Origin of the sequence: Mediterraneibacter gnavus ATCC 29149, assembly GCF_008121495.1 — a bacterium.
Taxonomy (GTDB): Bacteria; Bacillota; Clostridia; order Lachnospirales; family Lachnospiraceae; genus Mediterraneibacter; species Mediterraneibacter gnavus.
Genome location: NZ_CP043051.1, coordinates 187,728 through 210,697, shown reverse-complemented (window position 1 = coordinate 210,697; position 22,970 = coordinate 187,728). Strand labels below are relative to the sequence as shown.

At 40.8% G+C, this 22,970-nt stretch carries 19 protein-coding genes; all 19 read left to right on the top strand.

The window, feature by feature from the left end; genetic code table 11:
• Nucleotides 1-72 precede the first annotated feature (72 nt).
• Entirely contained in the window at nucleotides 73-726 is a 654-nt protein-coding gene (locus FXV78_RS00880) for a response regulator transcription factor (protein WP_004844462.1), read from the top strand.
• A gap of 1 nt (nucleotide 727) precedes the next feature.
• Complete coding sequence (locus FXV78_RS00875; RefSeq protein WP_039960083.1) at nucleotides 728-1,648, top strand: sensor histidine kinase; 921 nt, start codon at nucleotides 728-730, stop codon at nucleotides 1,646-1,648.
• A gap of 112 nt (nucleotides 1,649-1,760) precedes the next feature.
• Nucleotides 1,761-2,444, top strand: coding sequence for an ABC transporter ATP-binding protein (locus FXV78_RS00870; RefSeq protein WP_039960081.1), 684 nt, complete (start codon nucleotides 1,761-1,763; stop codon nucleotides 2,442-2,444).
• Nucleotides 2,445-2,455: 11 nt separating this feature from the next.
• The gene (locus FXV78_RS00865; protein ID WP_004844459.1) at nucleotides 2,456-5,206 is read left to right on the top strand and encodes an ABC transporter permease; all 2,751 of its coding nucleotides are present in this window, start codon (nucleotides 2,456-2,458) and stop codon (nucleotides 5,204-5,206) included.
• A gap of 524 nt (nucleotides 5,207-5,730) precedes the next feature.
• On the top strand, nucleotides 5,731-6,258 hold the full coding sequence (locus FXV78_RS00855; protein ID WP_004844457.1) for a replication initiator protein A: 528 nt from the start codon (nucleotides 5,731-5,733) through the stop codon (nucleotides 6,256-6,258).
• Nucleotides 6,258-7,073 (top strand): ATP-binding protein, encoded by an 816-nt coding sequence (locus tag FXV78_RS00850; RefSeq protein ID WP_004844456.1) that lies wholly within the window; start codon nucleotides 6,258-6,260, stop codon nucleotides 7,071-7,073. Before FXV78_RS00855 ends, FXV78_RS00850 begins: the two co-directional genes overlap by 1 nt.
• Nucleotides 7,074-7,114: 41 nt before the next feature.
• A complete protein-coding gene (locus FXV78_RS00845) occupies nucleotides 7,115-7,315 on the top strand; it encodes an excisionase (protein ID WP_004844455.1) in 201 nt (66 codons plus the stop codon).
• 110 nt (nucleotides 7,316-7,425) lie between these two features.
• On the top strand, nucleotides 7,426-8,556 hold the full coding sequence (locus FXV78_RS00840) for a tyrosine-type recombinase/integrase (protein WP_004844454.1): 1,131 nt from the start codon (nucleotides 7,426-7,428) through the stop codon (nucleotides 8,554-8,556).
• A gap of 83 nt (nucleotides 8,557-8,639) precedes the next feature.
• The gene (gene ychF / locus FXV78_RS00835) at nucleotides 8,640-9,737 is read left to right on the top strand and encodes a redox-regulated ATPase YchF (protein WP_004844453.1); all 1,098 of its coding nucleotides are present in this window, start codon (nucleotides 8,640-8,642) and stop codon (nucleotides 9,735-9,737) included.
• A gap of 18 nt (nucleotides 9,738-9,755) precedes the next feature.
• On the top strand, nucleotides 9,756-10,643 hold the full coding sequence (gene lgt, locus FXV78_RS00830) for a prolipoprotein diacylglyceryl transferase (protein WP_004844452.1): 888 nt from the start codon (nucleotides 9,756-9,758) through the stop codon (nucleotides 10,641-10,643).
• A 291-nt stretch (nucleotides 10,644-10,934) separates the two neighbouring features.
• A complete protein-coding gene (locus FXV78_RS00825; RefSeq protein ID WP_004844450.1) occupies nucleotides 10,935-12,608 on the top strand; it encodes a M3 family oligoendopeptidase in 1,674 nt (557 codons plus the stop codon).
• Nucleotides 12,609-12,739: 131 nt separating this feature from the next.
• On the top strand, nucleotides 12,740-14,473 hold the full coding sequence (locus FXV78_RS00820) for an ABC transporter substrate-binding protein (RefSeq protein WP_004844449.1): 1,734 nt from the start codon (nucleotides 12,740-12,742) through the stop codon (nucleotides 14,471-14,473).
• A 192-nt stretch (nucleotides 14,474-14,665) separates the two neighbouring features.
• Entirely contained in the window at nucleotides 14,666-15,628 is a 963-nt protein-coding gene (locus tag FXV78_RS00815; protein ID WP_004844448.1) for an ABC transporter permease, read from the top strand.
• Nucleotides 15,629-15,643: 15 nt separating this feature from the next.
• Entirely contained in the window at nucleotides 15,644-16,576 is a 933-nt protein-coding gene (gene opp4C, locus FXV78_RS00810; RefSeq protein WP_004844447.1) for an oligopeptide ABC transporter permease, read from the top strand.
• 25 nt (nucleotides 16,577-16,601) lie between these two features.
• Nucleotides 16,602-17,588, top strand: coding sequence for an ABC transporter ATP-binding protein (locus FXV78_RS00805; protein WP_004844446.1), 987 nt, complete (start codon nucleotides 16,602-16,604; stop codon nucleotides 17,586-17,588).
• Nucleotides 17,589-18,563, top strand: a complete 975-nt coding sequence (locus FXV78_RS00800; protein ID WP_004844444.1) for an ABC transporter ATP-binding protein — start codon at nucleotides 17,589-17,591, stop codon at nucleotides 18,561-18,563.
• 86 nt (nucleotides 18,564-18,649) lie between these two features.
• Entirely contained in the window at nucleotides 18,650-18,976 is a 327-nt protein-coding gene (locus FXV78_RS00795; RefSeq protein ID WP_004844443.1) for a hypothetical protein, read from the top strand.
• Nucleotides 18,970-19,161, top strand: coding sequence for a hypothetical protein (locus tag FXV78_RS00790; protein WP_039960079.1), 192 nt, complete (start codon nucleotides 18,970-18,972; stop codon nucleotides 19,159-19,161). Before FXV78_RS00795 ends, FXV78_RS00790 begins: the two co-directional genes overlap by 7 nt.
• A gap of 67 nt (nucleotides 19,162-19,228) precedes the next feature.
• Nucleotides 19,229-22,777, top strand: coding sequence for a pyruvate:ferredoxin (flavodoxin) oxidoreductase (nifJ, locus tag FXV78_RS00785; protein ID WP_009244813.1), 3,549 nt, complete (start codon nucleotides 19,229-19,231; stop codon nucleotides 22,775-22,777).
• Nucleotides 22,778-22,970: the final 193 nt, after the last annotated feature.

Here is a 22,970-nt window from a genome sequence, read left to right as displayed (position 1 = left end):
AATATGCAGAGGTGTTATGTATATTGTAATGGGCTTTTTTGTATTATATTCTAGAAAAATCAGGAGGTGTGTATGGTAATAGGAATTATAGAAGATGACAATTTGTTGAGAAAAGCCTTAGATACATCATTGCAAAATCAAGGTTATACAACGATTCTTGCTGCTTCAAGAAAAGAAGCAATTAAAAATATAGATAGTTCTGTAGATTTGTTGATTGTAGATATTGGATTACCGGATGGAGATGGAATAAATCTATATCAGGAACTTCAAAAAAATGGAAGAATCCCGGCAATTTTTTTAACTGCAAAAGATGATGAAAAAGATATGTTAAAAGCGTTTGATATAGGAGCAGATGATTATGTGGTCAAACCATTTTCAATAAGAGTATTGTTAAAACGTATTGAAGTTGTTTTAAAGAGAAAGTCAAATGAAAATACTTTTATGTGCGGACAAGTCATTTTGTATTCTGATAGAAAACAGGTTTTTGTTGGAGAGACGGAAATATTTTTGACAGTCAAAGAGTATCAGCTTTTAGAATATCTTATTATGAATCAGAATCAGGTTCTTACAAAAGAGATGATAATGGAAAATATATGGGGAATCGATAGTGAATTCATTGATTCTAACACAATTAGCGTTATGATCAGCAGATTGAAAAAGAAATTAAATGATTCATCGAATGTTATCAGTAATGTATTTGGAATGGGATATAGAATGGGAGATTAGCATGGTTGTAGCAATTTTTACAGTACTTTTAGCAGGTTTCATGCTCGGAGGAAGCACTGTATATTTAGTTGAAAATCATTTTAGAACAAAGGAAATGAACAAAATATATAAACTGACCGAATCTTTAATAAATGGCAATGACTTAGATGATTCTGATATAGGGAAGGAAACGCTTTATTCCAAAACTACCAATCAATTAATCCGTTTACAGGAAATGCTAGAGGGAAGAAGAAAAGAGGCCGAAAAAAGTCGATATGAGATACAGAAATTGATTTCTGAAATTGCACATCAATTGCGGACACCGCTGTCAAATATAAAAAATTATACAGAATTGCTGCAAGAGTCATTGGATGAAACGCAAGAAGTATTGAATACAGAATACATGAAAGACTTGCGAACAAGTGAAGAACAATTATGTTTTTTAGTGGAGAGCTTTATAAAAACTGCTCGATTAGAGCAAGGGATTATACAAGTTCACATGCAAAAAGAAAATCTTGTCGAAACGATTCTAAATGCGTTGGGGCAAATACAGAAAAAAGCAGAAGATAAAGATATCTTTTTTCAAGTAGAATTGCCGGAGAAAATCATTTGCGAACATGATAAAAACTGGATGTGTGAGGCGTTTTATAATGTGTTTGATAATGCAGTCAAATATAGCAAAAGCAACAGTACGATCGATATCACAATGAAACAAACGGAAATGTTTTATAAGATCCAAATAAGAGATTATGGAATCGGGATAAAAGACGGAGAAGAAAACAAAATTTTCCAAAGATTTTATCGAGGCGAACAGGCAAGAGGTCAGGAAGGATGCGGAATTGGTTTATATCTTTCCAGAGAGATTGTTCTATTGCAAAAAGGGATTATGAAAGCAACACAAATGAAGCCCGGGTTGCTCATAGAAGTGAATCTTCCGGTATAGACATTTCAATAGACATTTCGTATGCAATCTGTAAGAAGTTTGTAAGATGTACCATGTAAAATAGAGTATGGCTGAAAAAAGGCAACATTTGCGAAGGGAGTTTACAGAAAAGATGGATATAATTAAAGCCATAAATCTTAAAAAATATTATACATCCGATACATATGAAGTGCGTGCTTTAGATGGTGTGTCGTTGACTGTGGAGGATGGTGAATTTATAGCAGTTGTCGGTACGTCCGGATGCGGAAAGACAACACTTATGAACATCTTAGGAGGTCTTGATACTCCGGATTTTGGAGGTGTCTGGATCAGAAATACAAGTTTAAAAGATCTTAACAAGGAAGAAAGAACGATATTCAGAAGAAGAAATATCGGATTTGTATTTCAGCAATATAATTTGATACCTTCTCTTAGTATACGTGAAAATATTGTCCTCCCAATGAGACTGGATGGCAAGGAAATAGATATAGATTTCTTTAATGAGATTGTAGAATCGCTTGGACTAAAAGATAAATTAGAACGTCTTCCGTCAACACTGTCCGGCGGGCAGCAACAGCGAGTTTCTATAGCACGGGCATTATTAACGAAACCGGCAATTGTCCTGGCGGATGAACCGACCGGAAATCTGGATTCTGTTACAAGTATGGAAGTCGTAGGATTACTAAAATCCTGTGCCGCAAGATTCCATCAGACGACATTGATCGTGACGCATCAAGAGGAAGTAGCGCAGATGGCAGACAGAGTAATACGTATGTCTGATGGGAAAATCTATACAAGAGATTGTAACGATTGTTAGGAGGTATCACTATGTTTCATAAGAATATTCCAAATAACAATAAAGACATAATCCGATTTTTGGCTAAAAATTTTGCGGGCACAAAAAAGGTGAGAAATGCGATTTTATTTTGCTCAGTAGTAATCGGTATTGTTGCTATTACCATGGTATTCGGAATCTCCGTTGGGAAAATACAGGCGGAAGAAATAAGGCTGATCAGAGAAAATGGAACTGCTTCTTCGGGCAGAATAGAAGATGGAACAGAAGAACAATATGCAAAATTAAAACAACTGGATTATATAAAACAGGTTGGGAAAAGCATTTTTGTAGGTGAAGCTACAGACGTTTCAGAGGATAATGCAAAAACGATATGCAACGTAGTGTGGGCTGACTCAGAAAGTTGGAACTTTTTTTTAAAGCCTGCATATACCAATATAATTGGAAGCTACCCACAGAAAAAGGATGAAATTCTATTATCTGAGAGAGCATTGAAAAAACTAGGTATTTCTGAACCAGAACAAGGAATGGAAATAAACTTAGATGTATACAAAGGTGTGTTCGAACATTCGAAAGAAAAATTCAAGCTATGTGGCTGGTATACGGACTCTGGAAATAAATTAGCAATCGGATATATTTCACATGACAAAATTAATGAGTTAAACCTGGAAAAGGGTCCCTATACTTTACTTTTCAGTCAGAGCAATCATTTAAGTAGAAGCAAAACAGAAGAAAAATTATATCAGACATTGCCGATGAAGAGTGCAGATCAGAAGATATACGTTTCTGATACAGCACAATATACTGCCGTTTCTAAATTCGCAGGTGGATATGAGCTGGTGATATTGGGAACGCTAGGTATTTTGTGTGGAATATATTTCCTTGTGCGTAATGTTCTTTGGATATCCATGAGTGAAGATATTCAAAATCTCGGATTGCTTCACACAATTGGAGCTACAGAAAGACAGATTACGAAAATTTACCGGAAGCAAATGAGGTCACTTATGTTAAAAGGTTCTGTCTTGGGAAGCTTGCTCTCTGTAGTGATTTTAGTCTTAATGATACCGGAAATATTAGGGTTTCATTTTTATCAGGAAATGGGAGGAAACACGATACTTTCCTTTTTCAGACCGTGGATTCTTTTGCTTTCTGTTGTATTTGTAAATGGAATTTTGTGGATGGCATCAGAAGGAGTTATTAGAAAAATAACGAAGCTGTCTTGTATTGAGAGTGCAACTTATGATGGAAAAATGGGTGACAGAAAAATAAAACATCCTGGGAAACTGGTGTTGAAACGCTCTGAAACAGGAGAAATGTTTTATATTGCATTGGGAAATATAATGCGTCATAAAGCACGATTTATCATTACAAGTATTTCCATATTTTTAGGAGTCCTGTCTTTTATTCTAATGAATGTACTTACAAATGGATGCGATTATAAGCATCTTCTTGAGAAACGTCCTGATTTTTTGCTGGCGGGAGAGTTTAGTGAATTCGGGAAAAGCCAGGGATGTGGGGAAGAATATAAAACCAGAGAAATCGATGTTGATCCTTTACTGACACAGGGAGATGGTGTAGAACTGTTGTATGACAATGATTATGATGAATTTTCACCAATCTCTCAAGAGTTAGAGAAAAAACTATACGAGATAGATGGTATTGATTGGGAGAAGTCCAATCTGATTGAAGGAGCCTATGTAGATACGGTTATATCTAAGAAAGGCATTCGTCCCTATGACGAGGGGCTTTCGAATCTTACAAATGACAATATGGTGGAAGGATTCAGCTGGGACACTGTGCAGATTTTAAATGAAAATCAAATCTTGTCGATTAAGAAATACGTGCAGGATAATCAATTGAATATTGACGTAAAATCTTTGGAAGAAGGAAATGGCGTATTAATTATACATGATCATATGCTGACTCCGGAACAACAAAAACTTGCAGATAAAGCAATTGGAGAACCGGTATATTTTAAAACGCTGCTTTCAAAAGAAGATGCGATTCGTAGAAAAGAACAAAATAATTCTGATAGTAAAGAGAAACAACAGGAAGACGATTTCCTAGAAAAGGAATCAGAAACATTTACTCTATGCGGTTATTTAGACAGGCAAAGCGAGAATTTCCCGGAAATACATCAATCTTGGCATGGAGAAGGCAACTTATATTATTTTATCAGTGAGAAAGGCTTTCAAAAGATACCGACCGAGAAAAAGATATTAACAATGGAACTAACTGCCAATCCGGAAAAAGAACCTTATGTGAAAACACAGATCAGCGAGCTGATATCCGAGGAAAATAAGAAACGATCCGAAATGACAGAAGTATCCATGGATGAAGGAACCGGCGAAGCAGGAGTTTTTGTTATCTGTAAATCAGATCTGATGCAGCAAAAAGAAACATATATGAGAGGAAATCGAATCCTCTTAGGTGCTGTAAGTATCATATTATTCATTGCGGGATTGACCAATTATTGTAATGTTATATTTACAGGGATGTACGCTCGGAGAAAAGAATTTGATATTATGAAAAGTATCGGGATGACCGATAAGCAAATGAAATTAATGCTTTTTGGAGAAGGCAGTTATTATTTTATGTGTGTGATGGGATTGTTGTTTACTGCGGGAGTGGCAGTCTTGGTTGGTGTGAAAATTTATATGGAAAATAAATTGTCATATTTTACATTTCATTGGCCGATTCATGTTATGGTAGGTGTAATGTTTTCTTTAGTGCTTATTAATGTTATGGTTACACATTTTTTGAGTTATTATCCAAAAGACATATAATATATAGGCTCAAATGGTGAAAGTACCCATTTGGGCCTATTATTGTATGAATTCATGCGTTACAACCAGAGCAAGATCCACCCGTGTATTACAGTATTGTCATTTTGACAATTTTGTATTACTTACGAGTAGCAGACTTGATGGGGATTACGTCCCCATACCCACGTGAAAATATAATTGCAAGCAATTACATTTTAGCAGATACGCAAGCGTTTCTGAGTAAGCGTCACAGACAACAAAATAATGAAATTTTGATAAGGCATTCACCTGGAATAGGTGAGTGTTTTTTGTTTTTAAGTATTCAATTAACCGAAAAAATAAAAAAGTTTTTCATCAGGGGGCTGTAAAAATGCCTCTCAGCGTTTCGTTTTATGTAAGGGTGTTTTGGACAGGAAAAAATAAAAAAATTTTATCAAGAACCTGTATTTATGCTCTTCATCTTTTGTATATGTATAAGAACATTTTTTAGCCGGCATAAAAATGATTTTTACAACAATTAGAAACAGAAACGAGGCGAGAAAAGAATGAAATATGAATACATGAAGGAGTCAGAGAAGATGCTTCAGTACTTCCAGTTTCCGAAGTTTTTGCTCAAACTGCGCATTTCCCAAACTGCAAAATTTCTTTATATGATTTTGTATGACCGGGCACGGATATCGAGAAAGAATAGCTGGATAGACAAGTATGGAAATGTTTATCTGATTTTTCCGATAGAGGAATTGTCTGTTCAAATCGACAAATGCAAATCTTCTGTAAAAACAGCATTGAAGGAATTAGATGATGTGGGACTATTGGTTCGCAGATCTGGTGGTTTTTCAAAACCCAATCATTTATATGTAAAAATTCCATCTGATGAGATAGGTTTACAGCCGGTTGACGATAAGGCGGTTGAAAAGATGGTTGCAACAGAGTCGGAAAAGCAACCTTCATCTGGTCGTAAAAATGGCTGTACAGGAGTCGGAAATGTGGCACCTAGTAAAGTAACTGAGAAATATAAAAGAAATAAATATCATGAAGTAAATTATTGCTATGTGGAAGGAGAGAGTTTGTGATGAGAGAAGAAGATACCGTATGTGTAGGCAGTGATGGTTTGCAATATTGCAAAGTCTGTGGGGAAGCGAAAGAAGCATTTTTTCCTAAGGGTGACTTTATGGGGATGAAGAAACATTCCAGGCAATGTGCTTGTGACAGAAAAGCGTATGAAGAAGAACAAAAATATTTTAAAGACAAAGAACACCGGGAATTAGTCAGCAGAAATACGAGTATCTGTTTTGACGAGAGCAGAATGGAAGAGTGGACATTTGAGAACGCAGATATGTCGGATGCAGTCATGCATAGAGCAAAAAATTACGTTGATAACTGGAATGAAATGAAAAGAAATCATATAGGTTGTTTGTTCTGGGGACCGGTTGGTACCGGGAAAAGTTATGTTGCCGGATGCATTGCCAATGAACTTCTTAAGCAGGAAGTAACGGTGAAGATGACAAATTTCAATACCATTATCGATGATATATTTCCACTGGCAGACAAAACGGAATATATCAATGCATTGGCTTCTTATCAGCTTTTGATTATTGATGATCTTGGAGTGGAACGAAATTCGGAATATGCGTTAGGAATTATTTTCAGTGTCATAGACCGCAGGATCCGTTCGGGACGCCCTTTGATTATCACAATGAATCTTCCGCTAAATGAAATAAAAAGCGAGACCATGTTGGATAAAAAGCGTATCTATGACCGCATTTTAGAAATGTGTACGCCAATGTATGTTGGAGGCACAAGCAAACGAGAAGTGATTGCAAGTATGAAAATGGAGAAAGCAAAAACGTTGTTGAATACAAAGAATGATTGTGTGTATTGCGGATAGAAGTGTATGCTACACACGTTAAACAATAAGGAAAGGATTTTATGAACAAACAATATGTTGCAATATGTGAAAAAGTGGCTCTTACAATTGAAGAGGCAGCAGAATACAGTAATATCGGACAAAATAGAATAAGTAGTCTTTTGAAAGAACCGAGATGCCCTTTTGTGCTTTACGTAGGCACGAAAAAACTTGTAAAGAGAAAAGAATTTGAAAAATTCATTTCGGAAAGTGTGGAAATATAAATGAATGACAGTAGATGGGAGATGAGATGAAAATGAATATTCACAAAAATAAGATGCTATGGTATAATACAAGGTACTGTATTAGGGCTTCTTATGAGAGGAGCTGAAATATGGGAAAAGATTTAAAAGGCAAAGAACTTGGCAAGGGAATATCCCAAGAAAGTACGGGATTATACTCAGCCAGATTTGTAGATCGGTTTGGAAAGAGAAAACATAAACGATTCAAAAAGCTGCAAGAGTGCAGAGCATGGATTGCAGATGCGACTTATGTGGATGAACATAGTGATATTTCAATGCCATCAGATATGCTGGTCAATCAATGGTTTGATTATTGGATTGGGATAAAAAAGAAAATAGTCCGTTCCAATACTGTTCGCAATTATACGGAGAGATATATTAAAAATATTAAACCGGTAATTGGGGAGATGCCACTATCAGACGTGAAACCACTTCACTGTCAGAAAATATTTTATGATATGGCAGATCAGGAGTATCGTACATCTACAATTTATCAGGCAAGAATTGCATTATACAACATGTTTGAGTATGCAAAAGAAAATGAAGTCTTGTGTAGCAATCCCTGTAAAAAATCTGTGAAAAGTGATATGGGAAAGCCATCTGAGAAGAAGGTTGCATTAACAAGAGACATACAAAAAACATTTTTACAATACGCAGAAGGTCAAAGCTATGAAAATCAGTATCGTTTTATACTACAAACCGGATTGCGAACAGGCGAATTGGTAGGATTGAAATGGAAAGATGTCGATTTAAAATCCAAAACAATTCAGATTCGCAGAAGTATGGAATATCGTTACAGTGCAAAGAAGTGGCGTATCGGAGAACCAAAGAGTAAATCAGGTTACCGCACGATACCCTTAACAGAAGAAGCGGTTGCTATACTAAAAAAACAAAAAGAAAAGAATAAGAGGATTTCAGAAATTTCAACAGAATGGGAAGAATTTGTGTTTCTGTGTCGAAAAGGAACGCCTGTCAAGAACAGTACATATGATACAGCGTTGTTTAAAATCTGTGATAAAGCAAAAATTCCAAGATTTTCGATGCATATCTTGAGACATACGTTTGCTACCAGATGTATTGAAGCAGGAATGAAACCGAAAACACTTCAGATGTTACTGGGCCATTCGAATATTGGAATTACGATGAACTTATATGTTCATACTACTGAGGAAGAAAAGAAAAAAGAAATGGACTTGGTGGCAGAAGCGCTTATGGCAATATAATGGCCCACTAAATGGCCCACTTGCAAAAATAAGTGTGCTGAAATCCCTTGAAATCAAAGGATTTATAGGAGGAAATATAAAAAATGAAATTAGGAATCGTAGGATTACCAAACGTAGGAAAGAGTACATTATTTAATTCGTTGACAAAAGCCGGAGCAGAATCCGCAAACTATCCGTTCTGTACCATTGACCCGAATGTGGGAGTTGTGACCGTACCGGATCACAGACTGGATGTTCTGGGTGAGATGTACAATACAAAGAAGATCACACCGGCAGCCATTGAGTTCGTAGATATTGCAGGTCTGGTAAAGGGGGCATCAAAAGGAGAGGGACTTGGAAACCAGTTCCTTGCCAACATCAGAGAAGTAGATGCAATTGTGCATGTTGTGAGATGTTTTGAGGACAGTAATATTGTACATGTGGACGGAAGTATCGATCCGCTGCGTGATATCGAGACGATCAACCTGGAACTGATCTTTTCCGATCTGGAGATTTTGGAGAGAAGGATCGCAAAAGTGGTAAAGCTTTCCAGAAATGATAAGACAGCAGCAAAAGAGCTGGAGCTGTTAAAACGCATCAAAGAGCATCTGGAAGAAAATAAGATGGCGAAGAGCTTTACAACAGACGATGAGGAAGAACAGGAGTGGCTGACAAGCTACAATCTTCTGACATACAAGCCGGTGATCTTTGCGGCAAATGTGACAGAGGACGATCTGGCAAATGACGGTGCAGACAATGCCGGAGTACAGAAAGTGCGGGAATACGCAGCAGAAGAGAACTGTGAAGTATTTGTAGTCTGCGCACAGATTGAACAGGAGATCGCAGAGCTGGATGAGGATGAGAAAAAGTTATTCCTGGATGATCTTGGTCTGGAGGAGTCCGGTCTGGAAAAACTGATCAAAGCAAGTTATCATCTGCTCGGACTGATCAGCTATCTGACAGCGGGAGAGCAGGAGTGCCGTGCATGGACGATCACAAAGGGAACAAAGGCACCTCAGGCAGCAGGAAAGATCCATACAGATTTCGAACGTGGATTTATCCGTGCGGAGGTGGTAAGTTATGATGATCTGATGGCATGCGGAACACATGCGGCTGCCAAAGAGAAAGGTCTGGTAAGACTGGAAGGAAAAGAGTATGTAGTTCAGGACGGAGATATTATCGTATTCCGCTTTAACGTATAATAATTGGAGGCAGGAAGCATGCACTATGATATTAGTTTTCCCCATCTGGGAATCCATTTGGAACATGTCGGAAAGACAATCTCGGTATTTGGATTTGAGATCGCATATTACGGAATCATCATCGGCACGGCGATCCTTCTGGGCTTTGTGATCGCGACATCAGAGGCGAAGCGTACCGGACAGGATCCGGAGAGTTATCTGGATATGGGAATGTTCGGTGTTGTATTCGGGATCATCGGAGCAAGATTATATTATGTGCTCTTTTCCTGGGATATGTACAAAGACAATCTTCTGGAAATTTTGAATATCCGGGAAGGCGGTCTTGCAATCTACGGCGGTGTGATTGCAGCAGTACTGACTGTGATCATTGCAGCGAAGATCAAGCATTTGAGTGCGCCCCAGATTTTTGATACGATCGCGCTTGCCCTGTTAAACGGACAGATGCTGGGACGCTGGGGGAATTTCTTTAACAGAGAGGCGTTTGGCGGATATACGGACAGTTTGTTTGCGATGCGGCTTCCGATCGATGCAGTGAGAAGCTCTGATGTGACAGAGCAGATGAGAGCACATATCCAGATGATCGATGGCGTAGAATACATTCAGGTGCATCCTACTTTTTTATATGAATCTTTGTGGTGCTGTGCTCTTTTGATCTTGCTGTTTGCATATCGAAAGCATAAAAAATACGAGGGAGAGTTGTTCCTTCTTTATATGTTCGGGTATGGACTTGGACGCGCTTGGATCGAAGGACTCCGGACAGATCAGCTTCTCCTGCCGGGAATCGGACTTCCTGTTTCCCAGCTTCTGGCAGGTGTGCTGGTAGTGACAACAGGTGTTTTGCTTGTGTATCTGAGAAAAAATCATTCCAGATATTCGATGCTTGCAAAAAAAAGTACAGGAAAATAAAATTTGTTAAATAAAGGACAAAAACGAAAAACTGCAGTGCTTTCGCTGCAGTTTTTTGTTCTTTTATCTCTCAATAGAAGTTAAAAAAGTGCTAAAATGCAAGAAAACAAGATTGAAATTGCAAAAATAAAATTAAAAATAACTTGAAATCGTGTTGGAAGTGGTATATAATAAAAAAATCTGAAAACCAATTTATAATAATAACACTTTAGCGCGGTGATTTATTATCACTAGGAACGAGAAAAAATATAAAAGGGCAAAAGCAGATAGATAGAATAAGGAGGAAAGGCTATGAAGTTTGCAGAGATGCCTTATCAGAGGGTTGATACAGATGCCGTTGTGGCAGGGCTCAAAGAGCTGACACAGGAACTGAAGGCTGCAAAGAGCGGAGAAGAGCAGTTTGCGATTCATCAAAAGTTTTATGAGCTGCGTGACGAGTACAGCACGATGATTCAGATTGCGATGATTCGCAGTGATGTAGATACTGCTGATGCATTCTACAGTGAAGAGAAGGACTATTATAATGAAGTACTGCCTACGATCAGCAATCAGGAGACTGAATACAGAAAAGTACTTTATTATTCTCCATACAAAGCAGAACTGGAAGAGAAGATCGGAAAAGTGGCATTTAAGAGTATGGAGCTTGAATTCAAGGCCATGGACGAGAAGCTCATTCCGTTGATGCAGGAAGAAAATGCGCTGACAACCCGGTATGACAATTTGATTGCGAGTGCGAAGATTGACTGGGATGGTGAGACATTGAATCTGTCCCTGTTGCGTCCGTATATGACACATGAGGACAGAGAGATCAGACGCAGAGCGCATGAAAAGTACAGCGCGTTTTTCCAGAGTAAAGCAGAAGAGCTGGATGAGATCTATGATAAACTGGTGAAAAATCGTACGGCACAGGCAAGACTCCTCGGATATGAGAATTATGTAGAACTCGGATATTACCGGATGAACCGCAATTCTTACGGAAGAGAAGAGGTGGAGAATTTCCGCAGACAGATCAAAGAGTATTTCGTACCGCTTGCAGAAAAGATGCATGAGAGAAGACGGGAACGACTTGGTCTTCAGAAGCTTTCTTATATTGATGAGAACATGTATTTCGTGGACGGAAATCCAAAACCACAGGGAACTCCGGAAGAGATCATGGCGAATGGACAGAAGATGTATGAGGAGCTTTCACCGGAGACAAAAGAGTTCTTTGAATTTATGATGGAGAATGAACTCTTTGATGTGCTCGGCAGAAAGACAAAAAAGGCCGGCGGTTATATGACATATCTTCCGAAATATCGCGCACCGTTTATTTTTGCCAATTTCAATGGAACAAGCGGAGATGTGGATGTTGTGACACATGAGTGCGGTCATGCGTTCCAGGGATATGTTTCTGGAAGTGATCCGATCGAAGAGCATTGGGATATCACGATGGAGACAGCAGAGATTCATTCTATGTCTATGGAATTCTTTACAGAACCATGGATGAATTTGTTTTTTAAAGAAGAAGCTGACACATACAGACAGATGCATCTGGAAGATGCGATCGCATTTATTCCGTACGGATGCATGGTGGACGAATTCCAGCATATTGTCTACAGCAATCCGGATCTGACACCGGATGAGAGACATGCGGCATGGAAGAAGCTGGAGGAAGAATACAAACCACATCTTGATTACGAAGGAGATCCATTTATGGAAAAAGGTGGTTTTTGGCAAAAACAGCTTCACATTTATGATACTCCGTTTTATTATATAGACTATGTACTGGCACAGACCTGTGCGATGCAGTACAAAATCTGGATGGATGAAGACTACAAAGCGGCATGGCAGAGCTATTTGAAGCTGTGCAGGTTATCTGCAAGTGATTTCTATACAGAGATGTTAAAAGAAGTGGGACTTCAGGTTCCGTTTGAAGAGGGATGCGTACGCACACTGACAGAAAAACTGGGAGTAATGATGAAATAAGAGCCCGGTCGATGAATCGTGTTTGTTTCCGCATTTTCAGCAACAGATGGGTAATACGGCTATGAAAAAACAGAGTAAATAAATCGGAAGATGCAGGAATCAACATAAATATTTTTCAAGGAGGAAAAAATATGAAAAAGAAAGCATTAGCTTGCCTTTTAGCGGCAGTAATGGCACTTTCACTTGCGGCTTGCGGCAGTGGGTCAGACAATAAGAAAACAAGTGAAAAAACAGAATCACAGGACACAAATACTTCATTAGAAGCAACAAACCAGCTGATCGAAGCAGAGGATCCTTCTGCACTTCCTGAGACAGCAGCAAAGAGAAAAGACACACTGATCGCAGGTGTTGCAGACTTTGCAGGTGTATTCAACCCGGTATACTGGGAAGCAAATGAGGATTTCCAGGTTGTGACAGCTACAACGGCATCTCTGAGTGTCAATGATGACAAAGGAGAGATCGTTGACGGTACAGCCAGCATGTCAGTTTCTGATGACGGTAAAGTTTACACATACAAGCTGACAAAAGAAAAATACAACGATGGATCAGACGTAAAAGCGGAAGACTATGTAAACTGGTATAAAGTCGTATCAGATCCAAGCTATGATGGATATCAGGATATTTCCAAAGTAAACGTTGTAGGATATGAAGATTACAAAAACGGAAGTGCAACTGAGATTTCCGGTATCAAGGTAGTAGATGAAAGCACAATCCAGATTACTCTGGAAGCAGCAAACACAAGTGCACCTTATGTATTAGGTTCTGCAGTGCCGATCTCTACAGCAAAATATGGAGATCTGATCAAGAAAGGTGACCTTTCTAAATTCAAATCATTGAATATGGTTGACTATGTATCGAATGGTGCATATGTATTGAAAGAGTACAAAGAAAAAACATCTGCGACTCTGGAAGCAAACCCGAACTTCTACCTGGGAGAGCCTAAGACAAAGAACCTGATCTTCAAAGTTGTTGCTACAAATGCAGAGCTTCAGGCAGTAGAGACAGGTGATGTAGATATCCACGATCAGGTTGTCTGCGATGATGACCACATCGAAGAAGCACAGGCAGCAGGATTCATCAACATGAAGATCCAGCCGACTCTTGGATATGGATATGTGGCAGTAAACCATAAAAATGAGATTTTCCAGGATGCAAAAGTGCGTCAGGCGCTGCTTCATGCAATCGACCGTAAGTCTCTGAACCAGGCTGTTTACGGACAGTATGCAATCACACTGAATATTCCTCAGGCGCCGATTTCATGGCTGTATGATGACGAAGGTCTGGAAACATACGATTATGATCTTGACAAAGCAGCAGAGCTTCTGAAAGAAGCCGGATGGGAAAAAGACGGCGACAAGCTGATGAAAGACGGAAAACAGATGAAGATCGTCTTCAGTGCAATGTCTGGAAACATCGTAACAGATACTATGATCCCACTGATGATCGACGCATACGGACAGCTTGGTATCGACTTCCAGGCAGAGTATGTTGACTGGCCGACACTGCAGTCTAAATCTCAGAACGGTACATTTGATATGCTGTTCATGGCATGGGGACTGACAGCAGATCCAGATCTGACAGGAACATTTGCAAGTCCGGAAGCAGGCGGATCTCAGAACCACACAGGATATGCAAATCCAGAACTGGACAAGATGCTCGCAGAGGCACTGGCTTCTACTTCGAAAGAAGAGCAGAAAGAAAAATACAAAGAAATTTACAAACTGATCAATGAAGATCTTCCGACATACCCGATTTACGAGAGATGTGACCTGATCTGCTACAACACTCGTGTACAGAACATCGAGCAGAGCTCATATGTAAAATGGTATCAGCAGGATAAGATTGTCAACATTGAAGTTGAGTAATCGAAGTACTCTAAAAAAATAACAAAGCCGTAAGACTTGAAGCTCAAATAGGGATCCAGCGAGGTTTCCCTTCGAACAAACGGCCCGCAGGGGGTGGATACGAACTCGATTCGTTCTATTTCCTGCGGGCAAAATTAAGTTATTTGATCATGAGCAAAACAGAGTCAAATAAAGATTGGAGGTTTTTAACAAATGTGGAAATATGCAACTCGCCGTGTTCTCACGATGATTCCTATTCTGATTGGTGTATCTATGGTTGTATTTCTTTTGGTAGCAAGCCTGCCGGGAGATGCCGTTGATGCTCATGCAGGCGGAAACATCACAGCGGAGAAGATAGCGCAGAACAAAGCACTTTTAGGATTAGACAAACCGATACCGGAAAGATACGTAAACTGGGCAAGTCATGCGATCAGAGGAGATTTTGGTATCTCGATCAGTTACAAGATTCCGGTAACAGAAGTCATCGGTAAATTTGTATGGAACTCGTTTTTAGTAGCTGCTGTAGCGTTCATACTGCAACTATTGATCGCGATTCCAATCGGCGTTATTTCGGCGACCAAGCAATATTCAATTTTTGACAATACATTCTCGGTAGTAGCATTTGCCGGTATTTCACTGCCATCATTCTTCCTGGCAATGATTCTGCGGCATGTGTTCTCTGTCAAGTTGGGGGTTCTTCCTCTTGACGGTATGATAACTGCCGGAGCAAACAATACAGGCGGGGCTTATGTTTTAGACGTAGTGCTTCATATGATCCTTCCGGTTGTGACACTGACAGTGATCCAGTTGGGTGGTACCATGCGTTATGTGCGTACATCCATGCTTGAGGTAATCAATCAGGATTACATCAGAACTGCCCGTGCAAAGGGACTTCCGGAAAAAGTGGTAATTTACAAACATGCGTTAAAGAATGCGATGATTCCGATTGTAACTTATGTTGGTGGTGCGATCCCTGGACTTTTCGCAGGTGCGATGATCACAGAGACTGTATTTGCATGGCCTGGAATCGGTAAAGTATTCCTGGATTCTATCGGAAAGAGAGATTATCTCTTTATGATGGGATTCACAATGTTCCTTGCAGTACTTACAATGCTCGGAAACTTACTTTCCGACCTGTTATATGGTGCGGTTGACCCACGTATTCGTTTGAAGTAGAAAGGAGGAGGACACGTGAAAAAAACACAAGATGCAAATAAGAAAATTGCAAAACAGGCAGCAGAGAATAAAAGCATGGAATCCCCCTGGAGACTTGCGATGAAGCGCCTGTCCAGAAACAAGCTGGCGATCGCCGGACTGATCTTTTTAGGAGTCATGATCGTTCTTTGTATTGTGGGACCAATCGTATCTCCGTATTCAGATATTACAGCAACTGATATTGCGAATGCAAAACAGCCGCCGAGTGCACAGCACTGGTTTGGAACAGACGAAAATGGACGAGATGTCTTTACCCGTCTTCTTTATGGAGGACGTATTTCCATGACAGTTGGTCTGGCGGCGACAGCACTTCAGATCTTTATCGGTGCATTATTAGGTTGTACCGCAGCATACTATGGCGGAGTTGTGGATTTTGTCATCATGCGTGTAGTAGACGTTATTCTGTCTCTGCCGACGATGCCGATTCTGATCATGCTCAGTGCCATGATGTCAGACTGGAAAGTGGACACCGGAGTTCGTGTATATTATCTGATGGTAATCCTTGCGGCGATCGGATGGGCCGGTACGTGCCGGTATATCCGAGGTCAGGTACTTTCGATCCGTGAGATGGATTATATGTCAGCAGCGGAATCACTTGGTATCCGCGATCTGCATAAGATTTTCAAACATATTATGCCGAATGTTATCCCGATCATCATTGTTACAGCAACACTGGCAATCGGTGATACGATCATCATGGAATCCACCATGTCTTATCTGGGAGTCGGTGTACTTCCTCCGATGTCCAGCTGGGGACAGATGGTATCTGCAGGAACAAACCTGATGACATTCAAACTGCGTCCATGGCTGTGGATGCCGGCAGGATTCTGTATCTTATTGACAGTACTTGCGGTGAACCTTGTAGGTGATGGCCTCAGAGATGCATTTGACCCGAAAATGAAACGCTAAGTAAGTTTTGACAAGGAGAAAAGTTATGGCATTTATAGAATTTAAAAATCTTCATACATGGTTCTATACAGACGCTGGAATTGTCAAGGCAGTCAACGGCGTTGATTTTGAGATCCGCAAAGGAGAGACAGTCTGTGTAGTAGGAGAATCCGGATGTGGAAAGAGTGTTACTTCACTCTCTCTGATGCATCTGGTTCAGTCACCTCCGGGAAAAATCGTGGATGGTGAGATCCTGATGGATGGAAGAGATTTACTGAAGCTGAGCAAGAGCGAAATGGAGCATGTCAACGGAAAAGATGTTGCAATGATCTTCCAGGAGCCGATGACTTCTCTGAATCCGGTACTCAAAGTCGGACATCAGATCATGGAAAGTATTCTTTTCCATACAGATGCAACAAAAGAAGAAGCAAGAGCAAAAGCTCTGGAAATGATAAAACTGGTTGGTATTCCGAGAGCGGAAGAAATCATGGAATGCTATCCTCACGAGCTTTCCGGTGGTATGCGTCAGCGTATCATGATTGCAATGGCTCTGGTATGTAATCCGAAGCTGTTGATCGCAGATGAGCCGACGACTGCGCTGGATGTAACGATTCAGGCACAGATTCTGGATCTGATGCGCAAGCTGAAAGAGGAAATGGATATGTCCATCATGCTGATCACGCATGACCTGGGCGTCGTTGCAGAGATGGCAGATTACGTGGTTGTTATGTATGCCGGAAATGTTGTGGAAAAAGGAAAAGTACTGGATATTTTCCAGAATCCGATGCATCCATATACAATCGGGCTGTTAAAATCAAAACCGATCATCGGTAAGACCAATCACAATGAGCGTCTGTATTCGATCCCGGGACAGGTTCCGAACCCGATCAATATGCCGGAGAACTGCCATTTCAATGAGAGATGTGAGTTCTGTCAGGAAGGCTGTAAAGAAAAAGAACCAAAACTGGTACACGTTGGAAACGGTCATTATGTTGCATGCTTTGTCAACGCACCGGAAAAGGAGGAAGTATAAATGAACAGAGAAAATGAAATCATTTTGGATGTCCAGAATCTGAAAAAATATTTCCCGATCCGTGGCGGTCTGATCACAAGAACAGTCGGACATGTCAAAGCTGTAGATGGAATTTCTTTCAAACTGAGACGTGGTGAGACACTGGGAATCGTAGGTGAGTCCGGATGTGGAAAATCAACAGCCGGAAGAACGATCTTAAGACTGCATGATATCACAGACGGAAAGGTCATTTTCAAAGGAGAGGACCTTGCAAAATGTTCCAAAAAGGAAATGCGTGCAAAACGTCTGCAGATGCAGATGGTATTTCAGGATCCTTACGCTTCTTTGAATCCCCGTATGACGGTCGGAAACATCATCGGGGAGGCTCTGCTTGATCACAAATTGATGAGTAAGGCAGAAGCACGTGAAAAGGTATTGGAGACAATGGAAATCTGCGGACTTCCTACGTATTATATCAACCGTTACCCGCATGAGTTTTCCGGTGGACAAAGACAGCGTATCGGAATTGCACGAAGCCTGATTCTGAATCCGGAACTGATCGTCTGTGATGAGCCGGTATCGGCGCTGGACGTGTCTATTCAGTCACAGATCATCAACCTGCTCGGAGATCTTCAGGAGAGAAACAACTTCTCCTACATTTTCATTTCGCATGACTTGTCAGTTGTAGAGTACATCAGTAATCGTGTGGCAGTTATGTATCTTGGAAATATTGTGGAGATGGCAGATAAAAATGAAATTTTCGACAATCCGCTGCATCCATATACAAAAGCGCTGATGTCAGCGATTCCGGTGCCGGATCCGACAAGAAAGAGAGATCGTATCATTTTGAGCGGAGATCTTCCTTCTCCGTCGAATCCGCCGTCCGGATGTAAATTCCGTACACGCTGTCCATATGCGACAGAGAAATGTGCACAGGAAGCACCGGAGTACAGAGATGTAGGAAATGAACACTTTGTAGCTTGTCACTATGTATGAAATCTTTTGACAATACAAAAAATGTAAGGAAAACTTAAATTTCGCCCCCGGTAATCGCATCGGGGGCATTTTTCAAAGAGGGCATTATGAAAAATCTATTGAAACTGGGACAGGGACCAAGGCCGGATCTGCTGTTTGAAGAGGAAGAAAAAGCGAAAAAGTCAGACACACAGCCGGATGGACAAAAGCAGAAAATCGAATTTGAAAAAGGTCTTCGCACAGTCAGAAAAGAAGCCAAAAAGAAAGCGCGTGAAGAAAAGAAAAAGCAGGAACCGATCGAGATGAGCCGAAAAGACAAACTGGCAGTTATTCTGGCATTCTGTGAACTTCTGCTTCCGCTTGCAATCGGAGTGATGGCAATTTTTGCATTTCTTATCTGGTTTTTAGGAAAATTCTGGCTGCATGCATGGTAAATGGAAAAAGAGAATACAAGAGGGGACAGGCACTTCCGTGGGAGGTGCTTTTTATTTTATACGAAAAGCTGCAGCCGGTCTGCATGGAAATAGAATTTCCAAAAGAAAATCAGAAAGAGAAACCAGACAACTGCACCAAAAAAGAAACAAGAAATGGGACGGCTCGTATGGACTTTTACAACTAATCGAGATATAATGAGATTACATGTAAAAAATTCGTTTTACAATGTAATTTCGAAGGAGGAACAAGAAATGGCAAGAAAAATGAAAACCATGGACGGTAACCAGGCAGCAGCTCATGTCTCTTATGCATACACAGAAGTTGCAGCTATCTACCCGATCACACCGTCATCCGTTATGCCGGAGCATATTGATGAGTGGGCAACAGAAGGAAGAAAAAATATTTTCGGAACAACTGTTCATGTAACAGAGATGCAGTCTGAGGCAGGTGCGGCAGGAGCAGTACACGGTTCTCTTGCAGCAGGAGCGTTGACAACAACATTTACAGCATCTCAGGGATTACTGCTGATGATTCCTAACTTATATAAAGTGGCAGGAGAGCAGCTCCCGGGTGTATTCAACGTATCCGCACGTGCACTTGCAAGCCATGCGCTTTCTATCTTTGGAGATCACTCTGACGTTTATGCATGTCGTCAGACAGGTGCAGCGATGCTGTGTGAATCCAGTGTGCAGGAAGTTATGGATCTGACACCAGTTGCACACTGTGCAGCACTGGAAGGAAAGATTCCGTTTATCAATTTCTTTGACGGATTCAGAACATCTCATGAGATTCAGAAGATTGAGACATGGGATTACGAAGATCTGGAAGATTTAGTAAATAAAGATGCAATTGACGAATTCCGTGCACACGCACTGAATCCAAACCATCCATGTCAGAGAGGTTCTGCTCAGAACCCTGATATTTTCTTCCAGGCAAGAGAAGCATGTAATCCATATTACGATGCACTTCCTGCAATCGTTCAGAATTATATGGATAAAGTAAATGAGAAGATTGGAACAGACTATAAACTGTTCAACTACTATGGAGCAGAAGATGCAGAGCACGTGATCGTTGCAATGGGTTCTGTCTGTGATACGATCGAAGAGACAATCGATTATCTGATGGCAGCCGGAGAAAAAGTCGGTGTTGTAAAAGTTCGCCTTTACAGACCATTCTCAGCGGAAGCACTGATCAATGCAATTCCGGATTCTGTGAAGAAGATTTCTGTTCTTGACAGAACAAAAGAGCCGGGAGCACTTGGCGAGCCACTGTATCTGGATGTTGTTGCAGCATTAAAGGGAACAAAATTTGATGCAGTTCCGATTTATACAGGACGCTATGGATTAGGTTCTAAAGATACAACACCTGCACAGATCGTTGCAGTATATCACAACGATGAAAAACAGAAATTTACAATCGGTATTGAAGATGATGTGACACACCTGTCACTGAAAGCTGACGAACCTCTGGTAACAACACCGGAAGGAACGATCAACTGTAAATTCTGGGGACTTGGAGCTGACGGTACTGTTGGTGCGAACAAAAACTCCATCAAGATCATCGGAGATAACACAGACATGTATGCACAGGCATATTTTGACTATGACTCCAAAAAATCCGGTGGTGTTACAATGTCTCACCTGCGTTTCGGTAAGTCACCGATCAAATCAACATATTTAATCCGTCAGGCAAACTTTGTAGCATGTCACAATCCTTCTTATGTTGACAAGTACAACATGGTTCAGGAACTGGTTGATGGAGGTACATTCCTTCTGAACTGTTCATGGGATATGGAAGGACTGGAAGAGCACCTTCCGGGACAGGTTAAGAGCTACATTGCAAATCACAATATCAAGTTCTACACGATCGACGGTATCAAGATTGGTAAAGAAATCGGACTTGGCGGACGTATCAATACAGTTCTTCAGTCAGCATTCTTCAAACTTGCAGCGATCATTCCGGAAGAGGAAGCGATCGATCTGATGAAAGCAGCTGCAAAAGCTACTTACGGAAGAAAAGGTGACAAGATCGTACAGATGAACTACGATGCAATCGATGCAGGTGCAAAACAGGTTGTAGAAATCGCAGTTCCGGAAAGCTGGAAAGATGCAGCAGATGAAGGTCTTACAACTCCTCACGTTGGAGAAGGCGGAAGAGCAGACGTTGTAGATTTTGTAAAAAATATCCAGGCAAAAGTAAATGCACAGGAAGGAAATACACTTCCGGTATCTGCATTTAATGAATATGTAGATGGTTCTACACCATCCGGTTCTTCAGCATATGAGAAACGTGGAATCGCAGTAGATATCCCGATCTGGCAGCCGGACAACTGTATCCAGTGTAACCGCTGTGCATATGTATGTCCGCATGCAGTTATCCGTCCGATCGCGCTGACAGAAGAAGAGGCAGCAAACGCACCGGAAGGTATGGATATGATCGACATGATGGGTATGCCGAACATGAAGTTCTCGATCGCAGTATCTGCTTATGACTGTACAGGATGTGGATCTTGTGCAAATGTATGTCCAGGTAAGAAGGGTGAAAAAGCACTCGTTATGGGCAACATGGAAGCAAATGCCGGAAAACAGGATTTCTTCAATTATGGAACAGAGCTTCCGATCAAACCGGAAGTGGTTGCAAAATTCAAAGAGACAACCGTAAAAGGAAGCCAGTTCAAACAGCCATTGCTTGAGTTCTCAGGAGCTTGTGCAGGTTGTGGTGAGACACCTTATGCAAAACTGATCACACAGTTATTCGGTGACAGAATGTACATTGCAAATGCAACAGGATGTTCTTCTATCTGGGGTAACTCTTCACCGTCTACACCTTATACAGTAAACCCACAGGGAAGAGGTCCGGCATGGTCTAACTCACTGTTTGAGGATAATGCAGAGTTTGGATATGGTATGCTTCTTGCACAGAATACGATCCGTGAAAGACTCAAAGCATCTGTAGAAAAACTTGCAGAGAACGGCGTAAACGACGATGTGAAAGCAGCAGCTCAGGAATATCTGGATACATTCTCAGTAGGTGCAACAAACGGAACAGCTACAGACAAGCTTGTAAAAGCTCTGGAAGACTGTGACTGCGGATGTGCTGAGAGAGCAGAACTGCTGAAAAATAAAGACTTCCTTGCTAAGAAATCCCAGTGGATTTTCGGTGGTGACGGATGGGCTTACGATATCGGATTCGGTGGAGTTGACCACGTACTGGCAAGCGGTCAGGACATCAACATTATGGTATTTGATACAGAAGTTTACTCCAACACAGGCGGACAGTCCTCAAAAGCTACTAAGACAGGTGCGACAGCACAGTTCGCAGCCGGCGGTAAAGAGACGAAGAAGAAAGACCTTGCAGGAATCGCTATGAGCTATGGTTATGTATATGTTGCACAGATCGCAATGGGTGCAGATTTCAACCAGACAGTGAAGGCAATCGCAGAGGCAGAGGCATATCCGGGACCATCCCTGATCATCGCTTACGCTCCATGTATCAACCATGGAATCAAGAAAGGTATGAGCAAAGCACAGACAGAGGAACAGCTTGCAGTAGAATGCGGATACTGGAACAACTTCAGATTCAATCCGGAAGCTGAGAAGAAATTTACTCTGGACAGCAAAGAGCCTAAGGGAGATTATCAGGAATTCCTGAACGGAGAAGTTCGTTACAATGCCCTGATGAGAGCAAATCCTGAAAAAGCACAGAGACTCTTCGCGCAGAATGAGGCTGAGGCTATGGAAAGATACGAATACCTGAAGGGATTGGTAAATCTCTATGACGGTACAGCAAAAGAAGACTAATTCTTTTGAAAAGTAAAATTGAATCAATGGTTTGAAAGAAACGGCGCCGGGGAAAGTCCGGCGTCGTTTTTTGGAAACATGAATTATACGGTTAGATAGCATTTCAGATGAATACATTGGATATTTACTGAAAAAGAAAAAATTCTTCTTCCTCTTTCTGTGCAATCGTGTTACAATACAGGAAAGCATTATT